Raw genomic sequence first — 19,694 nt, forward strand, 5'->3', positions numbered from 1 at the left:
GGTGTCTAGTCAGGTATCATTTGCAAGTGGGGGTAATCCTTGAACCGTTCCCAATCCCCGCCCCACTCAAATCCGAGTTTTTTAGCGATGGTGACGACCTCCAGCCAATCTGATTTCCCGTTTTGATTGCCGTCGTAATCCATATCCCATAAGATGCTGCCATCCTTTTTCTGAAGAGCGAAATCAATCGCCAAACCATAATTATGATACGATTCCCCTCCTTTTGCGTAGGTGACAATATTCCCTTTTTTTGTGCGTCCTTGCTTATATAATTCGTCTTGTTCCTTGAAGGATCTGAATCCTTCAGTAATCACGATCGAGATGCCTTTATTTGATGCGGCAGCCTTGAGGGTGTCGGCATTCTGCTTCACAATCGGATCAAGAGCGGAAGGAACAGGCCTGTCCTGCAGAGCGGTTTGAGAGTGCCATGCGTGCCGCACATATGAAAAACAAAGGTCCGCCACAAACAGGAGGCATAAGATGAAAGATGTTTTTGCTATTAATTTCATACCGTTCTCACTTTCTCATGAGTTGCTGAATGTTATGTTTTAAGCCATTGACTCTCTCTAAAAGAGACTAGCTATGATAAAATATAACATAAATAGTAGCAGGAGGAAGGAGGCAGATCATTGAGAGCAAAGATTCCATCTGAAGAAGTGGCGGTAAAACTAAACGAATGGTATAAACACATTCGTGCGTTTGAAGCAGATCAAGCAGAAGCATTAAAGCAGGAGATCGAGTACGAATTAGAAGACATGGAAGAAAATCAGGATTTACTATTATATTTTTCTTTGATGGAATTTCGGCATCGGATCATGCTGGACAAGCTGATGCCGGTGAAAGACAGCGACACCGAGCCTCCGTTCTCTGACATGCTGAATGAAATTGAAAGCAATCAGCAAAAACTGACGGGCTTATTAGAATATTATTTTTACTATTTCAGAGGGATGTACGAATTTAAGCAGAAAAATTTCATTTTAGCCATTGATCATTATAAGCACGCCGAGGAAAAGCTGGAGTATGTGGAAGATGAGATTGAAAAAGCTGAATTTCTTTTTAAGGTCGCAGAAGTGTACTATCACATCAAACAAACGTATTTTTCGATGAATTATGCAAGCCAGGCGCTTGATATCTATACGAAATACGAACTGTACGGCCGCCGCCGCGTGCAGTGTGAATTTATCATTGCCGGAAATTTGACGGATGTCTATCATCACGAAAAGGCGCTCAAGCACCTGTGCAGCGCTTTGGATTATGCCAGTCAGCTTGAGGAAGCATACATGATTGCTGCGGCTCATTATAACGTAGGCCACTGTAAGTACAGCTTGGGAGATCTTAGCGAAGCGGAGGGCTATTTTAAGAAGGCCGCCGCCATTTTTGAAAAGCACAAATTTCAGCAGACCGTTCAAGCTGTATTTTCACTGACACATATCTACTGTAAAGAAGGAAAATACGACAAAGCAATAGAGACGTATCAACACGGGGTTACAAGCGCGGCAGAATGGGCGGATGACATGTACTTAACAAAATTCCGCCTTATTCATGAGCTTTATCTTGGCAGCGGCGACAGGAAGGTGCTCGAAGAATGCTTTGACCTTTTGGAATCCCGCCAGCTTTTCGCTGATGCAGAAGAGCTGATGCAGGACGCGGCAGAACGCTTCAATCAGCAGCAAAATTATGAGTCCGCCGCTTTCTTTTACCGCAGGCTGATGGACATAAAAAAGACACTTGCCGAGCAGCGCTTCCAATAAGTGATGGCAGAGAACCGAAAAGGTTCTCTGCTTTTTTTATGCTGTTTTCAACCCGGGAAAACAGGGTATTTTCCAGTACACAAAGGAAAATCAGAGGAGGAAATCATTGATGTATAAAGATTTAATCGGGAAAACAGCCATCGTAACAGGCTCTTCAAAAGGAATCGGGAGAGCCATTGCGGAACGCTTTGGACAGGAGAAAATGAATGTGGTTGTGAATTATCACAGCGACCCGTCAGGAGCCAATGAAACAGTGGACATCATTAAGCAAAACGGAGGAAAAGCCGTCGTAGTCGAAGCGGATGTGTCAAAGGAAGAAGGGATTCAGTCGCTAATGGATGCCGCTTTGGAGCACTTTGGCACGCTTGATGTAATGGTGAACAATTCAGGCTTCAACGGTGCAGAAGCCATGCCGCATGAGATGAGCCTTGAAGATTGGCAAAGAGTCATTGATGTAAACGTAACAGGGACCTTTATGGGGGCAAAAGCCGCGCTCAATCACATGATGAAGAACAATATCAAAGGAAACGTGCTCAATATCTCAAGTGTTCATCAGCAGATTCCGCGCCCAGTCAATATTCAATACTCAACTTCTAAAGGCGGCATCAAGATGATGACGGAAACGCTGGCGCTTAACTATGCAGACAAGGGAATTCGCGTCAACGCAATAGCACCGGGCACCATCGCCACAGAGTCCAACGTCGACACGAAAAAAGAAGAAAACAGACAAAAGCAATTGAAAAAAATTCCGATGAGAGCCTTTGGACAACCGGAAGAAGTGGCGGCTGCAGCGGCTTGGCTCGTATCGGGAGAAGCGAGTTATGTGACCGGTACAACACTGTTTGTCGACGGCGGAATGACACTCTATCCGTCTCAGCTCGAGTAGAAAGAAAAACAGGGGGAGTGCGGGATGAAAAAAGACTGGTGGAAGGATGCAGTCGTTTATCAAATATATCCTAGAAGTTTTCAGGACAGTAATGGAGATGGGATCGGGGATTTGCGGGGAATAATTTCTCGGCTGGACTACATAAAGGAGCTTGGGGCAGATGTGATTTGGATATGTCCCATCTATCCTTCTCCAAATGTTGATTACGGTTATGATGTAACTGACCATAAGACGATTATGGATTCTTACGGCACGATGGAGGATTTTCATGATCTGCTTGACGAGGTGCATCAGCGCGGCTTAAAGCTTGTCATGGATTTTGTCCTAAACCACACTTCAGTCGAGCATCCGTGGTTTAAAGAAGCGGAGCTGGACAAAAACAGCAAGTACCGCAGCTATTACTTATGGCGCCCCGGCACAAAGAACGGCCCGCCAACGGACTGGGTGTCAGACTACGGGCGTCCGGTTTGGCAATATGAGGAGCACACTGGCGAATATTATTTGCACATGAACGCCGTCAAACAAGCTGACTTAAACTGGGAAAATCCTGACGTTCGCCAAGCCGTATATGACATGATGAAGTTTTGGCTCGATAAAGGGGTCGACGGCTTGCGCATAGACCAGCTTCATCTGATCTCAAAGAAAGAGTTCCTTCCTTCATATGAGGACTACGTCAATCAGCGCGCAGAACCGAAACCCTTCCAGCCGAACGGCGAACGTATCCATGACTATTTAAAAGAGATGACAGATGAAGTATTTTCACAATACGATGTCATGTCGGTCGGCGAGGTTGGCTCTGTCACACCGGAGGAAGGCTTGACGTATACGGGAACTGATAAGCATGAACTGAATATGATTTTTCACTTTCAGCATATGGAGCTTGACCAGCAGCCGGGAAAAGCACATTGGGATCTGAAGCCCCTGGAGCTATCTGATTTAAAATCCGTATTATCAAAGTGGCAGAAGACGCTTGAACATAAAGGCTGGAATACACTATTTTGGTGCAACCACGACCAGCCGCGGATTGTTTCCCGTTTCGGAGATGAAGGGAGATATCGCAAAGAGTCCGCGAAAATGCTTGCCACTGTCCTTTATTTTATGAAAGGCACACCGTATATTTATCAAGGAGAAGAAATCGGCATGACAAACGCGCCGTTTATGAGAATTGAGGACTACAAAGATATCCAAACGATCAATATGTATCATAAACGGGTGTTTGAAAACGGCTATGATCCTGAAGAAGTGATGGCTTCTATCTTGGCCAAAAGCCGGGATCATGCCCGGACGCCGATGCAATGGAGCAGCGGGAAGAATGCCGGATTCACGGATGGTACGCCATGGCTGAAGATCAATCCGAACTATACATCCGTCAATGCTGAGGAAGCGGAGGCAGACCCCGATTCCATTTTAGCCTATTACAAAAAGGTGATCAGCCTGAGAAAGCAGTATGCAGATCTCATAAAAGGAAGCTACGATCTCTTGCTCCCAGATGATCCGCAGCTGTTTGTATACGTTAGAGGGAATGGCAACCAGCAGCTTTTGGTGGTAAATAATTTTTCAAAAGAGCAGGCTGTATTCCACTGGCCGGAGCTTTGCAGCAAGGACCAGGCGTCCCTTCTTCTCAGCAATTATAAAAACAGTGATATTGCTGATGAAATGGTGTTTCAGCCTTACGAGAGCAGAGTATATCTTTTGAATGAAAGAGAATAAGAAGTCAACCCGGCGCAGTTTGCCGGGTTTTTCAGTACATATATTTGCGCTGTAAACGGAAATAATAAAAACATAACGTTAACATAAAATTAATCTTGCAAAACGTAATGACTTCGGTTTATTATTATATAGGATTACAAAATCGTTATCATTTTGATTTAAAGTCATTGTGAAAAAGAGGGGATATTCGTTATGTTTAAAAAATGGAGCGGTTTGTTTGTGATTGCAGCGTGCTTCTTATTGGTCGCGGCATGCGGCAACTCATCAACAAAAGGGTCAACGGATTCAAAGAGTGATAAACTGCACATTGTCACGACGTTCTACCCGATGTATGAATTTACGAAACAAATTGTGAAAGATAAGGGCGATGTGGATCTATTAATTCCATCTTCAGTCGAACCGCACGACTGGGAGCCGACGCCGAAGGATATTGCAAGCATTCAGGACGCAGATTTGTTCGTTTATAATAGCAAATACATGGAAACCTGGGTTCCTTCAACCGAAAAAAGCATGGGCCAAGATCACGCGGTTTTCGTAAATGCGAGCAAAGGCATTGATTTAATGGAGGGCTCTGAAGAAGAACACGAACATGAGCATGAACACGAACACGGAGATCACGAAGAGCATGAACACAGTCATGAAATGGACCCTCATGTATGGCTCAGCCCTGTTTTAGCGCAAAAGGAAGTTGAAAATATTACTGCGCAAATCGTGAAGCAAGACCCAGATAACAAAGAATACTATGAGAAAAATAGTAAAGAATATATTGCAAAACTGCAGGATCTTGATAAACTATATCGTACAACCGTAAAAAAAGCGGCGAAAAAAGAATTTATCACACAGCACACAGCTTTTGGCTATTTGGCAAAAGAATACGGCCTGACTCAGGTTCCGATTGCGGGGCTTTCTCCTGAACAAGAGCCGAGTGCAGCTGACTTAGCAAAACTGAAAACGTATGCCAAAGAGCATGACGTGAAAATCATATATTTTGAAGAAGTTGCATCCTCCAAGGTTGCAGATACGCTAGCCAGTGAAATCGGCGCGAAAACAGAAGTGCTGAATACGCTGGAAGGCTTAAGCAAAGAAGAACAGGATAAAGGTGTAGGGTACATCGACATCATGAAACAAAACCTCGATGCCCTGAAAGATTCACTATTGGATAAATAAAAAGATAGTGTGCGCCGGAGGGTGCACACTATTTCTTTGTGAGAAAGGAAGATTGACATGAATCTCGTCTCATTGAAAGATATCGTGTTTGGCTATTCCCACACGCCTGTGTTGGATAAAGTATCTCTTGATATTGAAAGCGGCGAGTTTGTCGGCATTACAGGACCAAACGGCGCTTCTAAATCAACGCTGATAAAAGTGATGCTCGGCATGCTGAAACCGTGGGAAGGCACAGTAACAATCAGTAAAAAGAATGCAGACGGCAAACGTCTCACTATAGGGTATGTCCCGCAGCAAATTTCTTCATTTAATGCAGGTTTTCCGAGCACCGTGCTTGAGCTTGTCCAATCCGGCCGGTACACAAAAGGGAAATGGTTTAAACGTTTGAATGAAGAAGATCATATCGAAGTAGAAAAAGCCCTGAAAATGGTGGAAATGTGGGAGCTTCGCCATCGGAAAATCGGTGACTTGTCGGGCGGCCAGAAGCAGAAAATCTGTATTGCCAGAATGCTTGCCAGCAATCCCGATCTCTTAATGCTGGACGAACCGACCACAGCGGTTGATTATGACAGCAGAAAAGGGTTTTACGAATTCATGCACCACTTGGTGAAAAATCACAATCGCACAGTTGTGATGGTCACTCATGAACAAAATGAAGTACAGCAGTTTTTAGATAAAGTGATTCGATTAGAGAGAGGAGAAAAAGGCGGATGGAAATGTTTGACTTGGAATTCATGCGACGAGCTTTTCTAGCAGGCGGCATGATCGCCATCATGGCCCCGATTCTAGGGGTATACCTTGTGCTTAGAAGGCAGGCCTTAATGGCTGACACACTCTCGCATATTTCACTGTCGGGTGTGGCCATCGGCTTTTTCCTCAGCACCAATATTACCGCGGCGAGCATAGTCGTTGTGACCGTCGGCGCGGTCGGAATTGAATACATGCGGCGGGCATATCGGACATACTCGGAAGTATCGATTGCCATTTTAATGGCGGCGGGTCTGTCCTTCGCGATGTTTTTAATCAGCCTTTCGAAAGGCGCGGCCACTATGAGCATTGACCAGTACTTATTCGGGTCGCTCGTGACGGTTAACCAGCAGCAGGTCTATATTATCGGCATCATTACATTGTTGATCCTGCTCTATTTTATCGTATTAAAAAGGCCGCTTTACTTGCTGACATTTGATGAAGCAACAGCCAAAACGTCCGGAATCAATACAAACATTCTGTCGATGTCATTCAGTATTGTCACTGGTCTTGCGATCTCAGTTATTATTCCGATTATCGGTGTACTTCTCGTATCGGCACTGCTCGTATTGCCGGCAGCTTTCGCCATTAGAATCGCCAAAGGCTTTAATATGGTATTTATGTCAGCCATCCTCATTTCCTTATTCAGTGTATTTATGGGGCTGACATCGTCTTATCAGCTCGGCACACCGCCAGGGCCTTCCATTACCCTGCTATTAATTGTTCTGCTCTTGATCGGATTTGCAGTTCAAGGGATATGGACGTTTATCAAAAAAGAAACCCAGCGTAAAAAAGGGCGCAGGTAAAAATAAAAAGCAGTTTTTCCTTCAGGAAAAACTGCTTTTTTTATAGAAATAACTCTGCAAGACGCTCATATGATTCTTTTTTCGCCTCGAAGTCAAACACATTGCAAAGAACCATCATTTCATTTGTTTCATAGCGGTCAGCCAGCTCTAGAAGCTGCTGTTTTACAGTGCTTGGAGAACCGATGACCATGCGTTTTCTGTTTTCTCGTATTTGGTTTTTATCTGATTCGGTATAGTGGTATGCTTTCGCTTCCTCAATGCTTGGCACCCTGCTGTCCAAGCCTTTCCCGACGCGAAGAAGCCACAAATCTTGGCTTAACGCGAGCTCCTCTGCCTCTTCATCTGTTTTTGCGCAAATGACAAAGATCGTAAACAGTGCGGCTGGAGATGTGAAATGGGCTGATGGCTGAAAGTTTTCACGATAAACGCGAAACGCGCTTTCCCCTCGTTCGGGGTTGATAAAATGTCCAAATACATATCCGATTCCCTGATGGGCCGCTCGCCTTGCGCTGTTTTCCCCCAATCCAAGCACCCAAAGCTCCGGCACTGTATCAATAAGAGGCGCTGCTTTGATCCCGGCATACGGATGCCCGGCGGGAAGCGAATCGGTCAGAAAATAAGAGACATCCTGAAGCTGTCTGTTAAAATCGGTTAAGCTTTTTTTGATGCCGTCGGTTAAGGCGAGCCGGGTTTTCGTCGTTCCGCCCGGCGAACGCCCGAGGCCGAGGTCAATCCGGTTCGGATACAAGGCCTCAAGCTGGCGAAAGGTTTCGGCCACCTTAAACGGGCTGTACTGAGGCAGAAGCACACCGCCAGACCCGACACGAATCTTGTTGGTGTGAGCCGCGATGCGTGCGATCATAATTTCAGGTGCCGTGCTTGCCAGTCCTTTCGTGCTGTGGTGTTCGGCAAACCAATAACGCTTATAGCCCCACTCTTCACTTCGTCCAGCCAGCTCAACCGAATGCTGAAGGGCTGTCACGGGGCTTTCTCCTTTAGAAACAGGTGCCTGATCAAGTATGCTTAAATGAATCAAAAGGCCGCTTCCTTTCCGTTGCTTTTTAGAATGTGATACAAGAATAGGCAAAATGACTCGCTCACGTCAAATGGTTTGTTTAAGATCCGTCATTCATATGATTTGCTAAAGATATATCAAATATGGGAGATTTTTTTCGAGGATTTTCGTCAATTATTCTAAACTTTTACGAAACTTTGATATAATAAAAAACGTATATATTAATAATTTACGGCATTCAAGTTACGTTTGTACGTAAAAATAAATGTGACTATCTTCACATTTCGATGATTAGGAGTGAATCGTGTGGCAATTTCTTTAGAAAAAGGTCAGCGAATTGATTTAACAAAAGGAAAAGCGGGCCTGTCAAAATTGATGGTCGGTCTCGGCTGGGACCCTGTTTCATCAGGCGGCGGCTTTTTTGGAAAGCTGCTCGGCGGAGGCGGACCAAATATTGACTGTGACGCATCAGTGCTGATGCTGGAAAACGGCAAGTTCACTGATAAGAAAAATGTCATTTATTTTGGAAACCTGAAAAGCCGCTGCGGCAGTGTCAAGCACACAGGTGACAACCTGACAGGCGACGGAGCGGGCGATGATGAGCAGATTTTAATTGATTTGGCGAAAGTGCCTGCCAACATTAATAAGCTTGTATTTGTTGTGAATATTTATGATTGCGTAAGAAGAAAACAGGATTTCGGCATGATTCAAAATGCTTTTATCCGTGTTGTTGACCAATCAAATCATGAAGAAATGCTCAAATACAATTTGAAAGACAATTATGCCGGCAGAACAAGCCTGATTACGGCTGAAATCTACCGCCAGGACGGCGAGTGGAAATTCGCGGCGGTCGGCGAAGGCACAAACGATACGAGATTAGAAGATATTGTCAACCGATACGTATAAAAGAAAAAGGAGTGGATGAAACATGGCAATTTCATTGGCAAAAGGACAAAAAGTAGATTTAACAAAAACGAATCCGGGTCTTTCAAAGGTTGTTGTCGGTTTGGGCTGGGATACGAATAAGTATGACGGCGGACATGACTTTGATCTTGACTCAAGTGTGTTTCTTTTAGATGCGTCTGGAAAATGCGCATCTCAAAATGATTTTATTTTCTATAACCAGCTTGAAGGCGGAAACGGTTCAGTCGTTCATTCAGGCGATAACCTGACAGGCCTTGGCGAGGGTGATGACGAGAATGTAAAAGTCAATCTCAGCGCCGTACCTGCCAATATCGACAAAATCTCATTTGTTATCACGATTCACGAAGCGGAAGCGCGCAGCCAAAACTTTGGACAAGTGTCAAATGCGTTTGTGCGCATTGTCAATGAAGAAACAAATGAAGAGCTTATTCGTTACGATCTTGCGGAAGATTTCTCTATTGAAACGGCAATTATCGCTGGAGAGCTTTACAGACATAACGGCGAATGGAAATTCTCCGCTATCGGCTCAGGCTACCAAGGCGGTCTTGCCCGCATCGCAACAGATTACGGCTTGCAAGTCGGTTAAGACATATTACGAAGAGCAGAAAGGAGAGAGGCAGTATGGCCATTCAATTAGCAAAAGGACAGCGTGTGGATTTAACGAAAACAAATCCGGGACTCACAAAAGCGGTGATCGGTTTAGGCTGGGATACAAATAAGTACTCAGGCGGACACGATTTTGACCTGGATGCTTCAGCCTTTTTAGTGGATGCGCATGATAACTGCGTGAATGATCTCGATTTCGTCTTCTATAATAACCTTGAGCATCCGAGCGGCGGTGTCATCCATACGGGTGACAACCGCACCGGAGAAGGCGACGGAGATGATGAGCAGATCATCGTTGATTTTTCAAAAATCCCTGCTCACATTGAGAAAATCGGCATCACAGTTACCATTCATGACGCGGAAGCACGCAGCCAAAACTTTGGACAAGTGTCAAACGCGTTTGTACGCGTTGCAGATGAAGAGACTCAGAATGAGCTTCTTCGCTTCGATTTGGGGGAAGATTTCTCCATTGAAACAGCCGTTGTCGTATGTGAGCTGTACAGACACGGAAACGAGTGGAAGTTCAATGCGATCGGCAGCGGTTTTTCCGGCGGCCTTGCTTCATTATGCCGGAACTACGGTTTGCAGGTGTAAGCGAGTGACAAATAAAGCAGTCACCGTTTTGAATTAATAGGAGGAAAAAACTTGGAATTTTTACATCACATCATGTCTACGTATGCTTCATTTTTCGATTGGGAAATGTGGGGGGAAGTTCTGACTGATCCGGTTTCTTGGGGTCTGATCGGTTCCCTTGTTGTGCTGGAAGGCCTTTTATCGGCCGATAACGCGTTAGTTCTTGCGGTAATGGTGAAACACCTTCCGGAAAAACAGCGTAAAAAAGCGTTAACGTATGGTTTATTCGGAGCATATATTTTCCGATTTATTTTCATCGGACTCGGTATGCTTCTCATTAAATTCTGGTGGATCAAGGTGCTTGGCGCGCTTTACCTGGCTTGGCTCGTCATTAAGCACTTTTGGATCGGAGAAAAAGAAGAGGAAGCAGACGGTATTAAGAAAAATTCTTGGATGGTCCGTACATTCGGTATCTTCTGGGCAACTGTTATTTCAGTTGAACTGATGGACCTTGCCTTTTCTGTGGACAGCATCTTGGCCGCGTTTGCGGTATCTGAAAAAGTATGGGTTCTTCTGATCGGCGGTATGCTTGGTATTTTAATGATGCGTACAGTGGCAAAAGTATTCCTTGTGCTGATCGATAAAATCCCTGAGCTTGAAAACACAGCATTCGTGTTAATCGGAATTATCGCGCTGAAAATGGCAGGGAGTGCTTTCCATTATGAAATGCCGCATTCTGTATTCTTCATTATCATTATCGCTGCATTTGCGGTAACATTTATCATTCACTATATCAACAAACAAAAGCAGGTGCGCGAACAAACAGCTGCGTCAAAAGAAGAATAAAACAAAACAAGGAGGGAGTTTCATGTCCTTCCTTTTTTGTTACAGAAAAGAGGGTGACTGGTTTGCGGTATTTTCACTATTTATCAGCGCGTCAAGAAGAGCATGTATTTTATCAAGTGCCGAAACAGGTCACGAAAGAGGCGCCGAAAAAGTGGCTTGAACAAGCGCTGGGAGCCCTATTATATATGCCTGCAACCCGCCACGACATCGGCGCTATGATTACTGAACAAAAATACGAGGACCTTACGTCCGTTGTGTTCTGCTTAGAGGATGCGATTGGGGATCATGAAGTCGAGCAGGCTGAACATAATCTTAACATTCAGCTTGAGCGTATAGAACAGGCAATTCAGCAAAACAAAATAGAACCGGAAAATCTTCCGCTCATGTTTGTAAGGGTGCGTTCTCCGAAGCAGATGCAGGAGCTGGCCGGCCGCTTAAAGCACCTTCTCCATTTGTTAACCGGTTTTGTGTTTCCGAAATGTTCAGGAGTCAACGCCCGTGACTATGCGGAAACGCTGAAAAACATCTCTCGCGATAGGAGAGCGCCGATTTATGGAATGCCGATTTTAGAAACGCCCGATTTGCTTTCAAAAGAGACGCGGACAGAGGCTTTCGGAGAGCTGAGTGCGGTACTGCATCAATATCAGGACTTGATTTTAAACGTGCGAATCGGTGCGACTGATTTGTGCGGGTTATACGGCATCCGGAGAAAGCCGGGGCAAACCATCTATGATATTCGCCTGATTGCTGATTTTATGGCAGATGTCATCAATTATTTCGGCCGGACGTTTGTTGTTTCTGGACCGGTCTGGGAATATTTCCAGGCAACGCAAAAGCCTCACCTTCTATCAGGACACCAGCCTGCTGAGCTGAATGAGCATGTCAAAGGTTTGGTGAAGGAAACAGAGCTTGATATCGCTAACGGGATTCACGGGAAAACGGTCATTCACCCGTCTCAGCTTAAAGCGGTAAACAGCCTGTATGTTGTATCAAAGGAAGACTATATGGATGCGTTAAGCATTATTCATCACGGAAACGGTTCAATCGGTGTGATGAAAAGCCATTTTTCCAACAAAATGAATGAAATGAAGCCCCATATGAAATGGGCTGAGAACATCATAATAAAATCAGAAATCTATGGGGTGTATCATGAAAACCGATCTTTCTCCGATTTGCTCAACGAACAGCAAACCACTTCAAATATTGGACAATATGGCGGTTGATCTGTCGGTCACTGACAATCCGCTTTCTATTCCGGAGCAAGTCTTATTTGAAATGGCGGCGCGTGTAAACAAAAAAAGGGGTTTTTTATTTGTCAGCAAAGTGCTGGGAAAGCATATTCCAGTTCATCCGCTGAAGCCACTTTTGGCGTCAGGGCTGCTTGCTTTGGAGTACGCTGAACGAAAAACGGGGCGTGAGCTGAAGGAGAAGGCTGACATTCTGAACGGGTTTCTTTCAGGAACGGACAGCGGCCTTCGTAATGCTTATCGAACATTGCAAAAGCAGCGCGTGGCACTAGAGGGGGCGCCGCTTGTGATCGGGTTTGCGGAAACGGCGACAGCACTTGGACACGCGGTTTATGACTGCATTGAGAATGCGTCGTATGTCCATACAACACGTGAACAAATACGAAACAACGAGCCTTCCATTACATTTGTCGAGGAGCACTCCCATGCGACCGACCAGCTGTGCTATGCGGAACCTCATATGATCAACAACAATTGCCCGGTGATTCTCGTGGATGATGAAATCACAACAGGAAAAACCGCATTGCATATCATTCGGGATATACAATCGAAATTTCCCCGCAAAGAATACGCTGTTTTGTCTTTATTGGATTGGCGGACTGAGGAACACAAACAAGCTTATGCTGAAGCGGAACGGGAATTAGGGGTTACCATATCAACAACAGCTTTACTGTCTGGGCGCATTTCCTTTAAGGGAGAGCTTTTGTCAGAGTCCATCTATGATTACAAACCGAAGCCGCAGGAATCAGCAATAAACAGAACAGACATCGACTTGTCCGGCTTCTTTGCAACCTTACCCTATCAGCCGGCCACATTCGCAGACGAGCATTTTTATGTGAAAGAAACAGGGCGATTTGGCTTAAAGGCGAGTGACAGGCAGGCCGTTCACGAGGCCTGCCGCCTAGCTGCGCAGCATGTGGAACAATATCGGAAGGGGAGAAGAACGCTTGTGCTCGGAACGGGAGAGCTGATGTACATCCCTATGAACATCGCAGCGCATCTTCACGGCTCTATTTCTTATCACTCTACTACCCGCAGTCCGATTCACCCTGTTGCCAAAGAGGGCTATGCTGTGCAAAACGGATATTCATTTATGAATCCCGAAGATGAGGAGGTTCGTCATTTTATCTATAACCTCCCCGCCGGAGCGTATGACGAAGTCTTTTTCTGTCTTGAAAAGACCGTTTCGGATGAGGCGTTACAGCCGATTTTTCATATATTCAAAGAAAAAGAAGTGCCGCATATCCACATTGTAACCCTTTCAGGAAAGGCGTGATCTGAATTGACAGAGATAATTGACCGGATTGGAAGCTATCCGAAGGAGGATGTCACCTTTCTATTAAAAGATTTGTCCGCCGTTTCGATTGAAAAAAGCACGGAAGAACGGGAACGGTCGATTCAAAGCGGCACCCATTACTCTGAGATGCTGCCGATCGAATATAAGCCGACAGATGAGTATATGAAACTGTTTTATGCCTCGCTTGATGACAGTAAACAGAAGGTTGCGTTGGCGGCCGGAGCTGTGGCGGAGCAGCTTTTCGCCAAACACGGCAACGATACGGTTTTGTGCAGCCTGGCAAGGGCGGGCACGCCGATCGGTGTATTGATCAAACGGTACATCAAAATGAAGTATCACATCTCAGTTCCGCACTACAGCATATCGATTATTCGGGACAGAGGAATTGATGAAAACGCCTTGCAGTATATGCTGAAGCATCATCCAGACGGAAAGATCGCTTTTATCGACGGCTGGACAGGCAAAGGCGCTATTACAAAAGAACTGAACCGATCCATCCAACAGTTTAACCAGCGCTGGAATACGAGACTTTCCTCAGAAATTGCGGTGCTTGCCGATCCGGGTGATTGCGCGGACATCTACGGAACGAAGGAGGATTTTCTGATTCCGAGTGCCTGCTTGAACTCTACAGTATCGGGTCTTGTCAGCCGCACGGTCTTAAATGAAAAATGGATCGGGCCGGATGATTTTCACGGGGCGAAATATTACCGTGAGCTGAGCGAAGAGGATGTTTCTGTATTCTATATTGAAACGATAGCCGAGCAATTTCCGTCTATTTTTAAAGAAGCAGAACGCCTGGCGATTGGCTTGCAGCGCGCACGTATGAAACCGGATTGGAGCGGCTTGGTTTCCATTGAGACGATCCGAGAGCAATTTGGCATCAACAATACGAACCTGATCAAACCGGGAGTCGGAGAAACGACCCGTGTGCTTCTTCGCAGAGTGCCTTGGAAAATACTAATTCAGCCTGGCGCTGAAGAAACGCTGAAACATATTCTTTTACTGGCAAAGGATCGGGGAGTGCCTGTAGAAGAATACGAGAACATGTCTTACAGCTGCTGCGGGCTGATTCGTCCGGCGGAGAAAAGCCTATGAACGCGTTTGCCAGCGATTTAGACAGAACATTAATTTATTCAAGGCGCATGATCGGCACGCCCGATAAGGAAGCCGGGATTGAGCTGATTGAAACATTAAATGGGCGGGAGCTTTCTTATATTTCCTCAGCCGTAAAAGAACATATAAATCAGATTCAGAAGGATCACTATTTTATTCCCGTCACCACGCGTACAAACGAACAGTATAAGAGAATCCTATGTTTCCAGCAGGACATTGTGCCGGAATATGCGGTGACAACAAATGGCGGGTGCATCTTAAAGGACGGCGAGCCTCTGAAAGAGTGGGACGAGCTGATGAAAGAGGAGCTGACGTCGTGTCTGCCGATCGAGGCCATGCTGAGGGAAATTGCAGGTCTCTCGTTATCAGATGCGGTAAAAAGAACCCGAATCGCCCATCACTATTTTGTGTATCTCATTTTACATGAGGAAAAAATACCGTACATCGATATATCCGCTGTGAAAAAGTGGGGAGCCGATAAGGGCTGGCAAGTATCCCTGCAGGGGCGAAAGCTTTACTTTATTCCCAATCCGCTTAATAAGTGGAAAGCGATCGAATACCTGAAATCCAGGCTTTCTCTTGATGAAATCTATACGGCTGGAGATTCTCTGCTTGACCTTGAACTGATCCGGGAAGCCGATTTTGGCATCGCACCCGCGCACGGCGAGGTATTAAGTCACGATCCGAAACTTCGCAAAACGGCTGCAAGCGGCATGCTGGCGGGAGAAGAAATCACAGCGTTAGTTTTATCGCAAATATCCAAATTAAAACACGTATAAAACACAAAAAAAACCAGAAAGGAGGATATGATGAGACAAGAAGAGTTAACTATCCATAAAGCTGTTCCGGCTCATGGCGATTGGAAAAGTATGCTGTTTCAGCCATTGCCGGAGCGGGATCACTATGAGAATGAACAAGGTCTTTCTTTTTCGCGGCTTGCCGGGCAAATACTGGGCACGCCCATTGATGAGACCGACTACTTTAACGAGCTGTATGATCTTTCTGTAAACGATCATATTTATGTCCTGAGCGAAACGCTTGATAAAACAATTGCTCCCGAAACATTTCAGGCGCTTCAGCATATTCATTCCATCAATCAGCAGGAAAAAGGCCTTTCGGTCAGCCGCTTTGTCGCCTTTCTGGACGGGGAACAGCTGATTGCGAAGCATTCCAATCCCATGTTGCACCGCCATATAAGAAAAGCACTGATGACGCTGTTACATACCTTTGCCGAAAATCATGAGCAGGGACTGAATCACCCTGATTTTCGCAGAGTGCTTCTTGATGTTTCAAAGTTTTCCTTGAACCACCTGAATCCTTGGCTGGAAAAAGCCGATATAGAGCGGGAGATGCCGAAGGTGGTCTGGTATGGAGACGCGACGAAAAGTCAGCTGTATTTCTTATATTACTTGATGCTTGTCGGCTGTGATGTCCTATTGTTCCATCCCGCGGGAACCGATCAGCTGACGCTCGTTGATCCTAAGCAGGAGCTAAGCTTCACGGAAAAGCTTCCGGATGTCTCAGACCTTCAGCCATTCCCGAAAGAAAAACCTGACCGTAAATCAACGGTGGCGTATCGATCGACAAAGGAATTTGAGCATGTGCTGAATCACGAGGAATCCATGCTGTACAAGCCTTGGCAGTTCAGAGATCACACACCGGTTTCCGTGACGCTGAAAACGACCTATGATGAACTGTTTTTAATTGCGAAAGAACGTGCGTTTATTCGCCCGAATTTTAAAGCCGATAAACACTCGATCGACATTCCGAATGTGTTTGCCAAAATTATGGGCGTGTCGAAGGACAACAAAGAATATTGGAACAGACTTCATACAATGGCGGATTATCCGGAAACAGAAATGGTTCGAAGCTTTCCGCTTACAGAAGAAATCAGATCGAACTATCAATTTCATTACAGCCACGCGCTTGATCATGAAGGAAACATTGATCCGGAAAAGCTGATCGCAAGCAATGTATGGCAGTACAAACAGCTTCCGGCAGGCATTCAGACCGCGATCGCCAAAACGATCTCGAGAATGTGCAGACACCCGCGGCTGAAGGCATTGCATCAGGAACAGGTCAAGGATGTTCAGATCTACTTGTTTAAACAAACAACAAACCTTCCCGCTAACCTGCTGAAATTGATTCAAATGTTCGACTATGCGCAGACCGTTCCGAAACTGGTGCTGTATCATACGGAAATGAACGGTGAGCTCACACGATCAGACGCCGCAGCCCTGCTGTTTTTGAATGAAATCGGCATTGATATCGTCATTTATAATCCTCCCGGACATCAAGACATTGAGCATTATATCGAAGAGGATCAGTATGATATTCACTGGCTGGACGACATGGTGTTTCAGCAGGACTATAAAGAGCCCTCGCTCGTGAAAAGGCTGTTCAGAACGATTACCCAAAAGTAAGGAGAGAAGAAAAGCATGACAACAGAAAATCAAAATCCGCTTGTTCTCGATAAAAACGAAGAAATTTCTCAGCAAAAGGCAGACGATATCCGCCTGCAGCTCCGCCAGGAACCAGAGGTGCAGCGCCTCGCCCAGCAAATTGACGTGAAAAACCAAATGGAGCTGCTGGAGTACGGAAAGGAGCCGGCTGTTGAAATTTCCAAGTTCTCTGACCGCATCTTGGGGATGATGAAAACAACAAGCGTGACAGATTCAGGCACGATGCTGACTCAGCTTGGAAAAATCATGGACCGCTTTGACAAAAATGATTTTGACGAACCCAAGGGACTGATGGCCAAAATCTTTAAACGCGGCGGCAGCATGATTGAGAAAATCTTTAAAAAGTATCAGACGCTTGGCGGAGAAATTGAAAAAATCAACGTTGAGATTTCCAAGTATAAAGATGAGATGACAAAAACAAACTACACGCTAGATGAAATGTATGAAAACAATATCAACTATTACATGGAGCTTGAAAAATACGTTGTTGCCGGTCAAATGAAGCTGGAAGAGATGCAGTCAATCCTTCCTTCCTATGAAGAAAAAGCGGCAAGCGGAAACCAGCTTGCGCAAATGCAGCTTGATACGCTGCGCAACGGCATTCAGGCACTTGAGGAACGTGTTTATGATCTTGATATGGCGCGAATGGTGGCGCTTCAAACCGCACCGCAGATCCGTCTCCTTCAGCGCGGTAATGCTAAGCTGATCGGCAAGATCAACTCTGCTTTTATTATCACGATTCCGATTTTCAAAAACGGCATTATTCAGGCCGTTACAGTGAAACGCCAAAAGCTTGTGGCTGACTCTATGAGCGAGCTTGACCGCCGGACAAACGAGATGCTGAAACGCAATGCGGAGAACATCTCGAATCAGAGTGTTGAAATTGCCAGAATGGCCGGCAGACCGAGCATTGATATAGAAACGATCGAATCCTCTTGGAACACGATTGTCAGCGGCATGCAGGAAACAAAACAAATCGAAGAAGAAAACAAACGCCTCCGGGAAGAGGGCGCAAGACGAATTGCCCAGCTGCAGGATAATATTAAAAAAGCAGCATTACAGCAATAAAAAGATCCCCGCTTGTGAATCATAAGCGGGGTTTTTGATTGACATCAATTAGGTAATGACAATGTGTAAAGACAGGTGTAAACTTAAACGGTAATCATTTTGCATATCAGAGGTGTTGGCTATGGGAAAACAACAGCCTATATCCCAGCGTAAGCTGCTGGGTGTCGCCGGTTTAGGGTGGCTGTTTGATGCAATGGATGTCGGAATATTATCGTTTATTATCGCCGCGCTCCACGTGGAGTGGAATCTTTCGCCCGAGGAAATGAAATGGATCGGAAGCGTGAATTCCATCGGCATGGCTGTGGGTGCGTTTTTGTTTGGATTGCTGGCTGATCGAATCGGCCGTAAAAAAGTATTTATCATTACCCTTTTATGCTTTTCAATCGGAAGCGGGATATCAGCTTTCGTCACAAGCTTATCGGCATTTCTCATTCTGCGTTTTGTAATTGGGATGGGACTTGGCGGCGAACTGCCTGTCGCTTCAACGCTTGTTTCGGAAGCGGTTGTGCCTGAAAAACGGGGCCGGGTCATTGTGCTTCTCGAAAGCTTTTGGGCTGTGGGCTGGCTGGCAGCCGCGCTTATTTCCTATTTTGTCATTCCAAGCTTCGGCTGGCAGGCGGCTTTGCTTTTAACCGCACTGTCGGCATTTTATGCGCTGTACTTGCGGACAGGATTGCCTGATTCGCCGAAGTACGAATCGCTTTCTATGAAAAAGAAATCGGTTTGGGAGAGCGTTAAAAGCGTTTGGGCGAAACAGTATGTACGGCCGACGGTGATGCTGTCGATCGTCTGGTTCTGCGTTGTCTTTTCTTATTATGGCATGTTTTTATGGCTGCCGAGTGTGATGCTGTTAAAAGGATTCAGTATGATTCAAAGCTTTGAATATGTTCTGCTGATGACGCTTGCTCAGCTTCCGGGCTATTTTTCGGCTGCGTGGCTGATCGAAAAGGCGGGCCGGAAATGGATACTGGTCATTTATTTGATCGGAACAGCGGGAAGCGCGTATTTCTTCGGAACGGCAGATTCCTTAGGTCTGCTGCTGACGGCTGGAATGCTGTTATCCTTTTTTAATCTGGGCGCGTGGGGCGTGCTGTATGCCTATACACCGGAGCAATACCCAACAGCGATTCGCGCGACAGGATCAGGAACCACAGCAGCGTTTGGAAGAATCGGCGGCATTTTCGGCCCGCTGCTCGTCGGAACACTCGCCGCCCGCCATATTTCGTTTTCAGTGATTTTTTCGATCTTTTGCATTGCCATTTTACTGGCGGTCGTGTGTATTTTGATTATGGGGAAAGAAACGAAACAAACTGAGCTTGAATAAACAAAAGCACCTCATCATGAGGTGCTTTTTACATGGAAACCGGCAGCTTGCGGTTTGTTTTTTCTGCTTGTTTGATTTGAAAAAGCAACTTATTTTTCCAGTAAAGGAGCTTGAAGTCATAAGAGGAAGAAGGATTTTCGATTTAATAAAAG

General features: G+C 45.6%; 19 protein-coding genes. 17 read left to right on the forward strand and 2 right to left on the reverse strand.

Going from position 1 to position 19,694, the window contains the following annotated elements; genetic code table 11:
- Positions 1-5 precede the first annotated feature (5 nt).
- Positions 6-509: a peptidoglycan L-alanyl-D-glutamate endopeptidase CwlK gene (locus tag HC660_RS01615; protein WP_168746869.1), complete on the reverse strand. Its 504-nt coding sequence runs from the start codon at positions 507-509 to the stop codon at positions 6-8.
- A 120-nt stretch (positions 510-629) separates the two neighbouring features.
- On the opposite strand from HC660_RS01615, the gene HC660_RS01620 reads away from it, so the two are divergent.
- The 6 genes from HC660_RS01620 (at position 630) to znuB (ending at position 7,067) form a co-directional block, all read left to right on the forward strand.
- Entirely contained in the window at positions 630-1,751 is a 1,122-nt protein-coding gene (locus HC660_RS01620) for a Rap family tetratricopeptide repeat protein (protein ID WP_010332918.1), read from the forward strand.
- Between the two features lie 109 nt (positions 1,752-1,860).
- Positions 1,861-2,637, forward strand: a complete 777-nt coding sequence (locus HC660_RS01625; protein WP_168746870.1) for an SDR family oxidoreductase — start codon at positions 1,861-1,863, stop codon at positions 2,635-2,637.
- 24 nt (positions 2,638-2,661) lie between these two features.
- On the forward strand, positions 2,662-4,347 hold the full coding sequence (locus HC660_RS01630) for a glycoside hydrolase family 13 protein (RefSeq protein ID WP_168746871.1): 1,686 nt from the start codon (positions 2,662-2,664) through the stop codon (positions 4,345-4,347).
- Positions 4,348-4,539: 192 nt separating this feature from the next.
- A complete protein-coding gene (locus tag HC660_RS01635) occupies positions 4,540-5,514 on the forward strand; it encodes a metal ABC transporter substrate-binding protein (protein WP_168746872.1) in 975 nt (324 codons plus the stop codon).
- Between the two features lie 57 nt (positions 5,515-5,571).
- The gene (gene znuC / locus HC660_RS01640; protein WP_010332922.1) at positions 5,572-6,267 is read left to right on the forward strand and encodes a zinc ABC transporter ATP-binding protein ZnuC; all 696 of its coding nucleotides are present in this window, start codon (positions 5,572-5,574) and stop codon (positions 6,265-6,267) included.
- The gene (gene znuB / locus HC660_RS01645) at positions 6,225-7,067 is read left to right on the forward strand and encodes a zinc ABC transporter permease ZnuB (protein ID WP_010332923.1); all 843 of its coding nucleotides are present in this window, start codon (positions 6,225-6,227) and stop codon (positions 7,065-7,067) included. Before znuC ends, znuB begins: the two co-directional genes overlap by 43 nt.
- 40 nt (positions 7,068-7,107) lie before the next feature.
- Here the strand turns inward: znuB and HC660_RS01650 are convergent, their stop codons facing one another.
- Positions 7,108-8,103 (reverse strand): LLM class flavin-dependent oxidoreductase, encoded by a 996-nt coding sequence (locus HC660_RS01650; protein ID WP_010332924.1) that lies wholly within the window; start codon positions 8,101-8,103, stop codon positions 7,108-7,110.
- Positions 8,104-8,388: 285 nt separating this feature from the next.
- On the opposite strand from HC660_RS01650, the gene HC660_RS01655 reads away from it, so the two are divergent.
- From HC660_RS01655 to niaP, 11 genes are all read left to right on the forward strand, one after another.
- On the forward strand, positions 8,389-8,988 hold the full coding sequence (locus HC660_RS01655; RefSeq protein ID WP_010332925.1) for a TerD family protein: 600 nt from the start codon (positions 8,389-8,391) through the stop codon (positions 8,986-8,988).
- A gap of 22 nt (positions 8,989-9,010) precedes the next feature.
- Positions 9,011-9,592 carry a TerD family protein gene (locus HC660_RS01660; RefSeq protein WP_010332926.1) on the forward strand — a complete coding sequence of 194 codons (582 nt, stop codon included), beginning with the start codon at positions 9,011-9,013 and terminating at the stop codon, positions 9,590-9,592.
- A 35-nt stretch (positions 9,593-9,627) separates the two neighbouring features.
- Positions 9,628-10,206 carry a TerD family protein gene (locus tag HC660_RS01665; protein ID WP_010332927.1) on the forward strand — a complete coding sequence of 193 codons (579 nt, stop codon included), beginning with the start codon at positions 9,628-9,630 and terminating at the stop codon, positions 10,204-10,206.
- Positions 10,207-10,257: 51 nt separating this feature from the next.
- Positions 10,258-11,031 carry a TerC family protein gene (locus HC660_RS01670; protein ID WP_010332928.1) on the forward strand — a complete coding sequence of 258 codons (774 nt, stop codon included), beginning with the start codon at positions 10,258-10,260 and terminating at the stop codon, positions 11,029-11,031.
- Between the two features lie 62 nt (positions 11,032-11,093).
- Positions 11,094-12,254 carry an HpcH/HpaI aldolase/citrate lyase family protein gene (locus HC660_RS01675; protein ID WP_168746873.1) on the forward strand — a complete coding sequence of 387 codons (1,161 nt, stop codon included), beginning with the start codon at positions 11,094-11,096 and terminating at the stop codon, positions 12,252-12,254.
- Positions 12,244-13,554 carry a phosphoribosyltransferase family protein gene (locus HC660_RS01680; RefSeq protein ID WP_168749352.1) on the forward strand — a complete coding sequence of 437 codons (1,311 nt, stop codon included), beginning with the start codon at positions 12,244-12,246 and terminating at the stop codon, positions 13,552-13,554. The genes HC660_RS01675 and HC660_RS01680 overlap by 11 nt, the downstream gene beginning before the upstream one ends.
- Positions 13,555-13,560: 6 nt before the next feature.
- Complete coding sequence (locus HC660_RS01685) at positions 13,561-14,670, forward strand: cysteine protease StiP family protein (protein ID WP_168746874.1); 1,110 nt, start codon at positions 13,561-13,563, stop codon at positions 14,668-14,670.
- Positions 14,667-15,467, forward strand: a complete 801-nt coding sequence (locus HC660_RS01690; RefSeq protein ID WP_168746875.1) for an HAD family hydrolase — start codon at positions 14,667-14,669, stop codon at positions 15,465-15,467. The genes HC660_RS01685 and HC660_RS01690 overlap by 4 nt, the downstream gene beginning before the upstream one ends.
- Positions 15,468-15,497: 30 nt before the next feature.
- Positions 15,498-17,111 (forward strand): YceG family protein, encoded by a 1,614-nt coding sequence (locus HC660_RS01695; RefSeq protein ID WP_168746876.1) that lies wholly within the window; start codon positions 15,498-15,500, stop codon positions 17,109-17,111.
- Positions 17,112-17,126: 15 nt separating this feature from the next.
- A complete protein-coding gene (locus tag HC660_RS01700) occupies positions 17,127-18,218 on the forward strand; it encodes a toxic anion resistance protein (RefSeq protein WP_010332934.1) in 1,092 nt (363 codons plus the stop codon).
- Positions 18,219-18,339: 121 nt separating this feature from the next.
- Positions 18,340-19,542 (forward strand): niacin permease NiaP, encoded by a 1,203-nt coding sequence (gene niaP, locus HC660_RS01705; protein ID WP_168746877.1) that lies wholly within the window; start codon positions 18,340-18,342, stop codon positions 19,540-19,542.
- The last annotated feature ends 152 nt before the right edge of the window (positions 19,543-19,694 follow it).

The sequence above is a fragment of the Bacillus mojavensis genome (genome assembly GCF_012648005.1).
In the GTDB taxonomy this organism is placed as follows: domain Bacteria; phylum Bacillota; class Bacilli; order Bacillales; family Bacillaceae; genus Bacillus; species Bacillus mojavensis.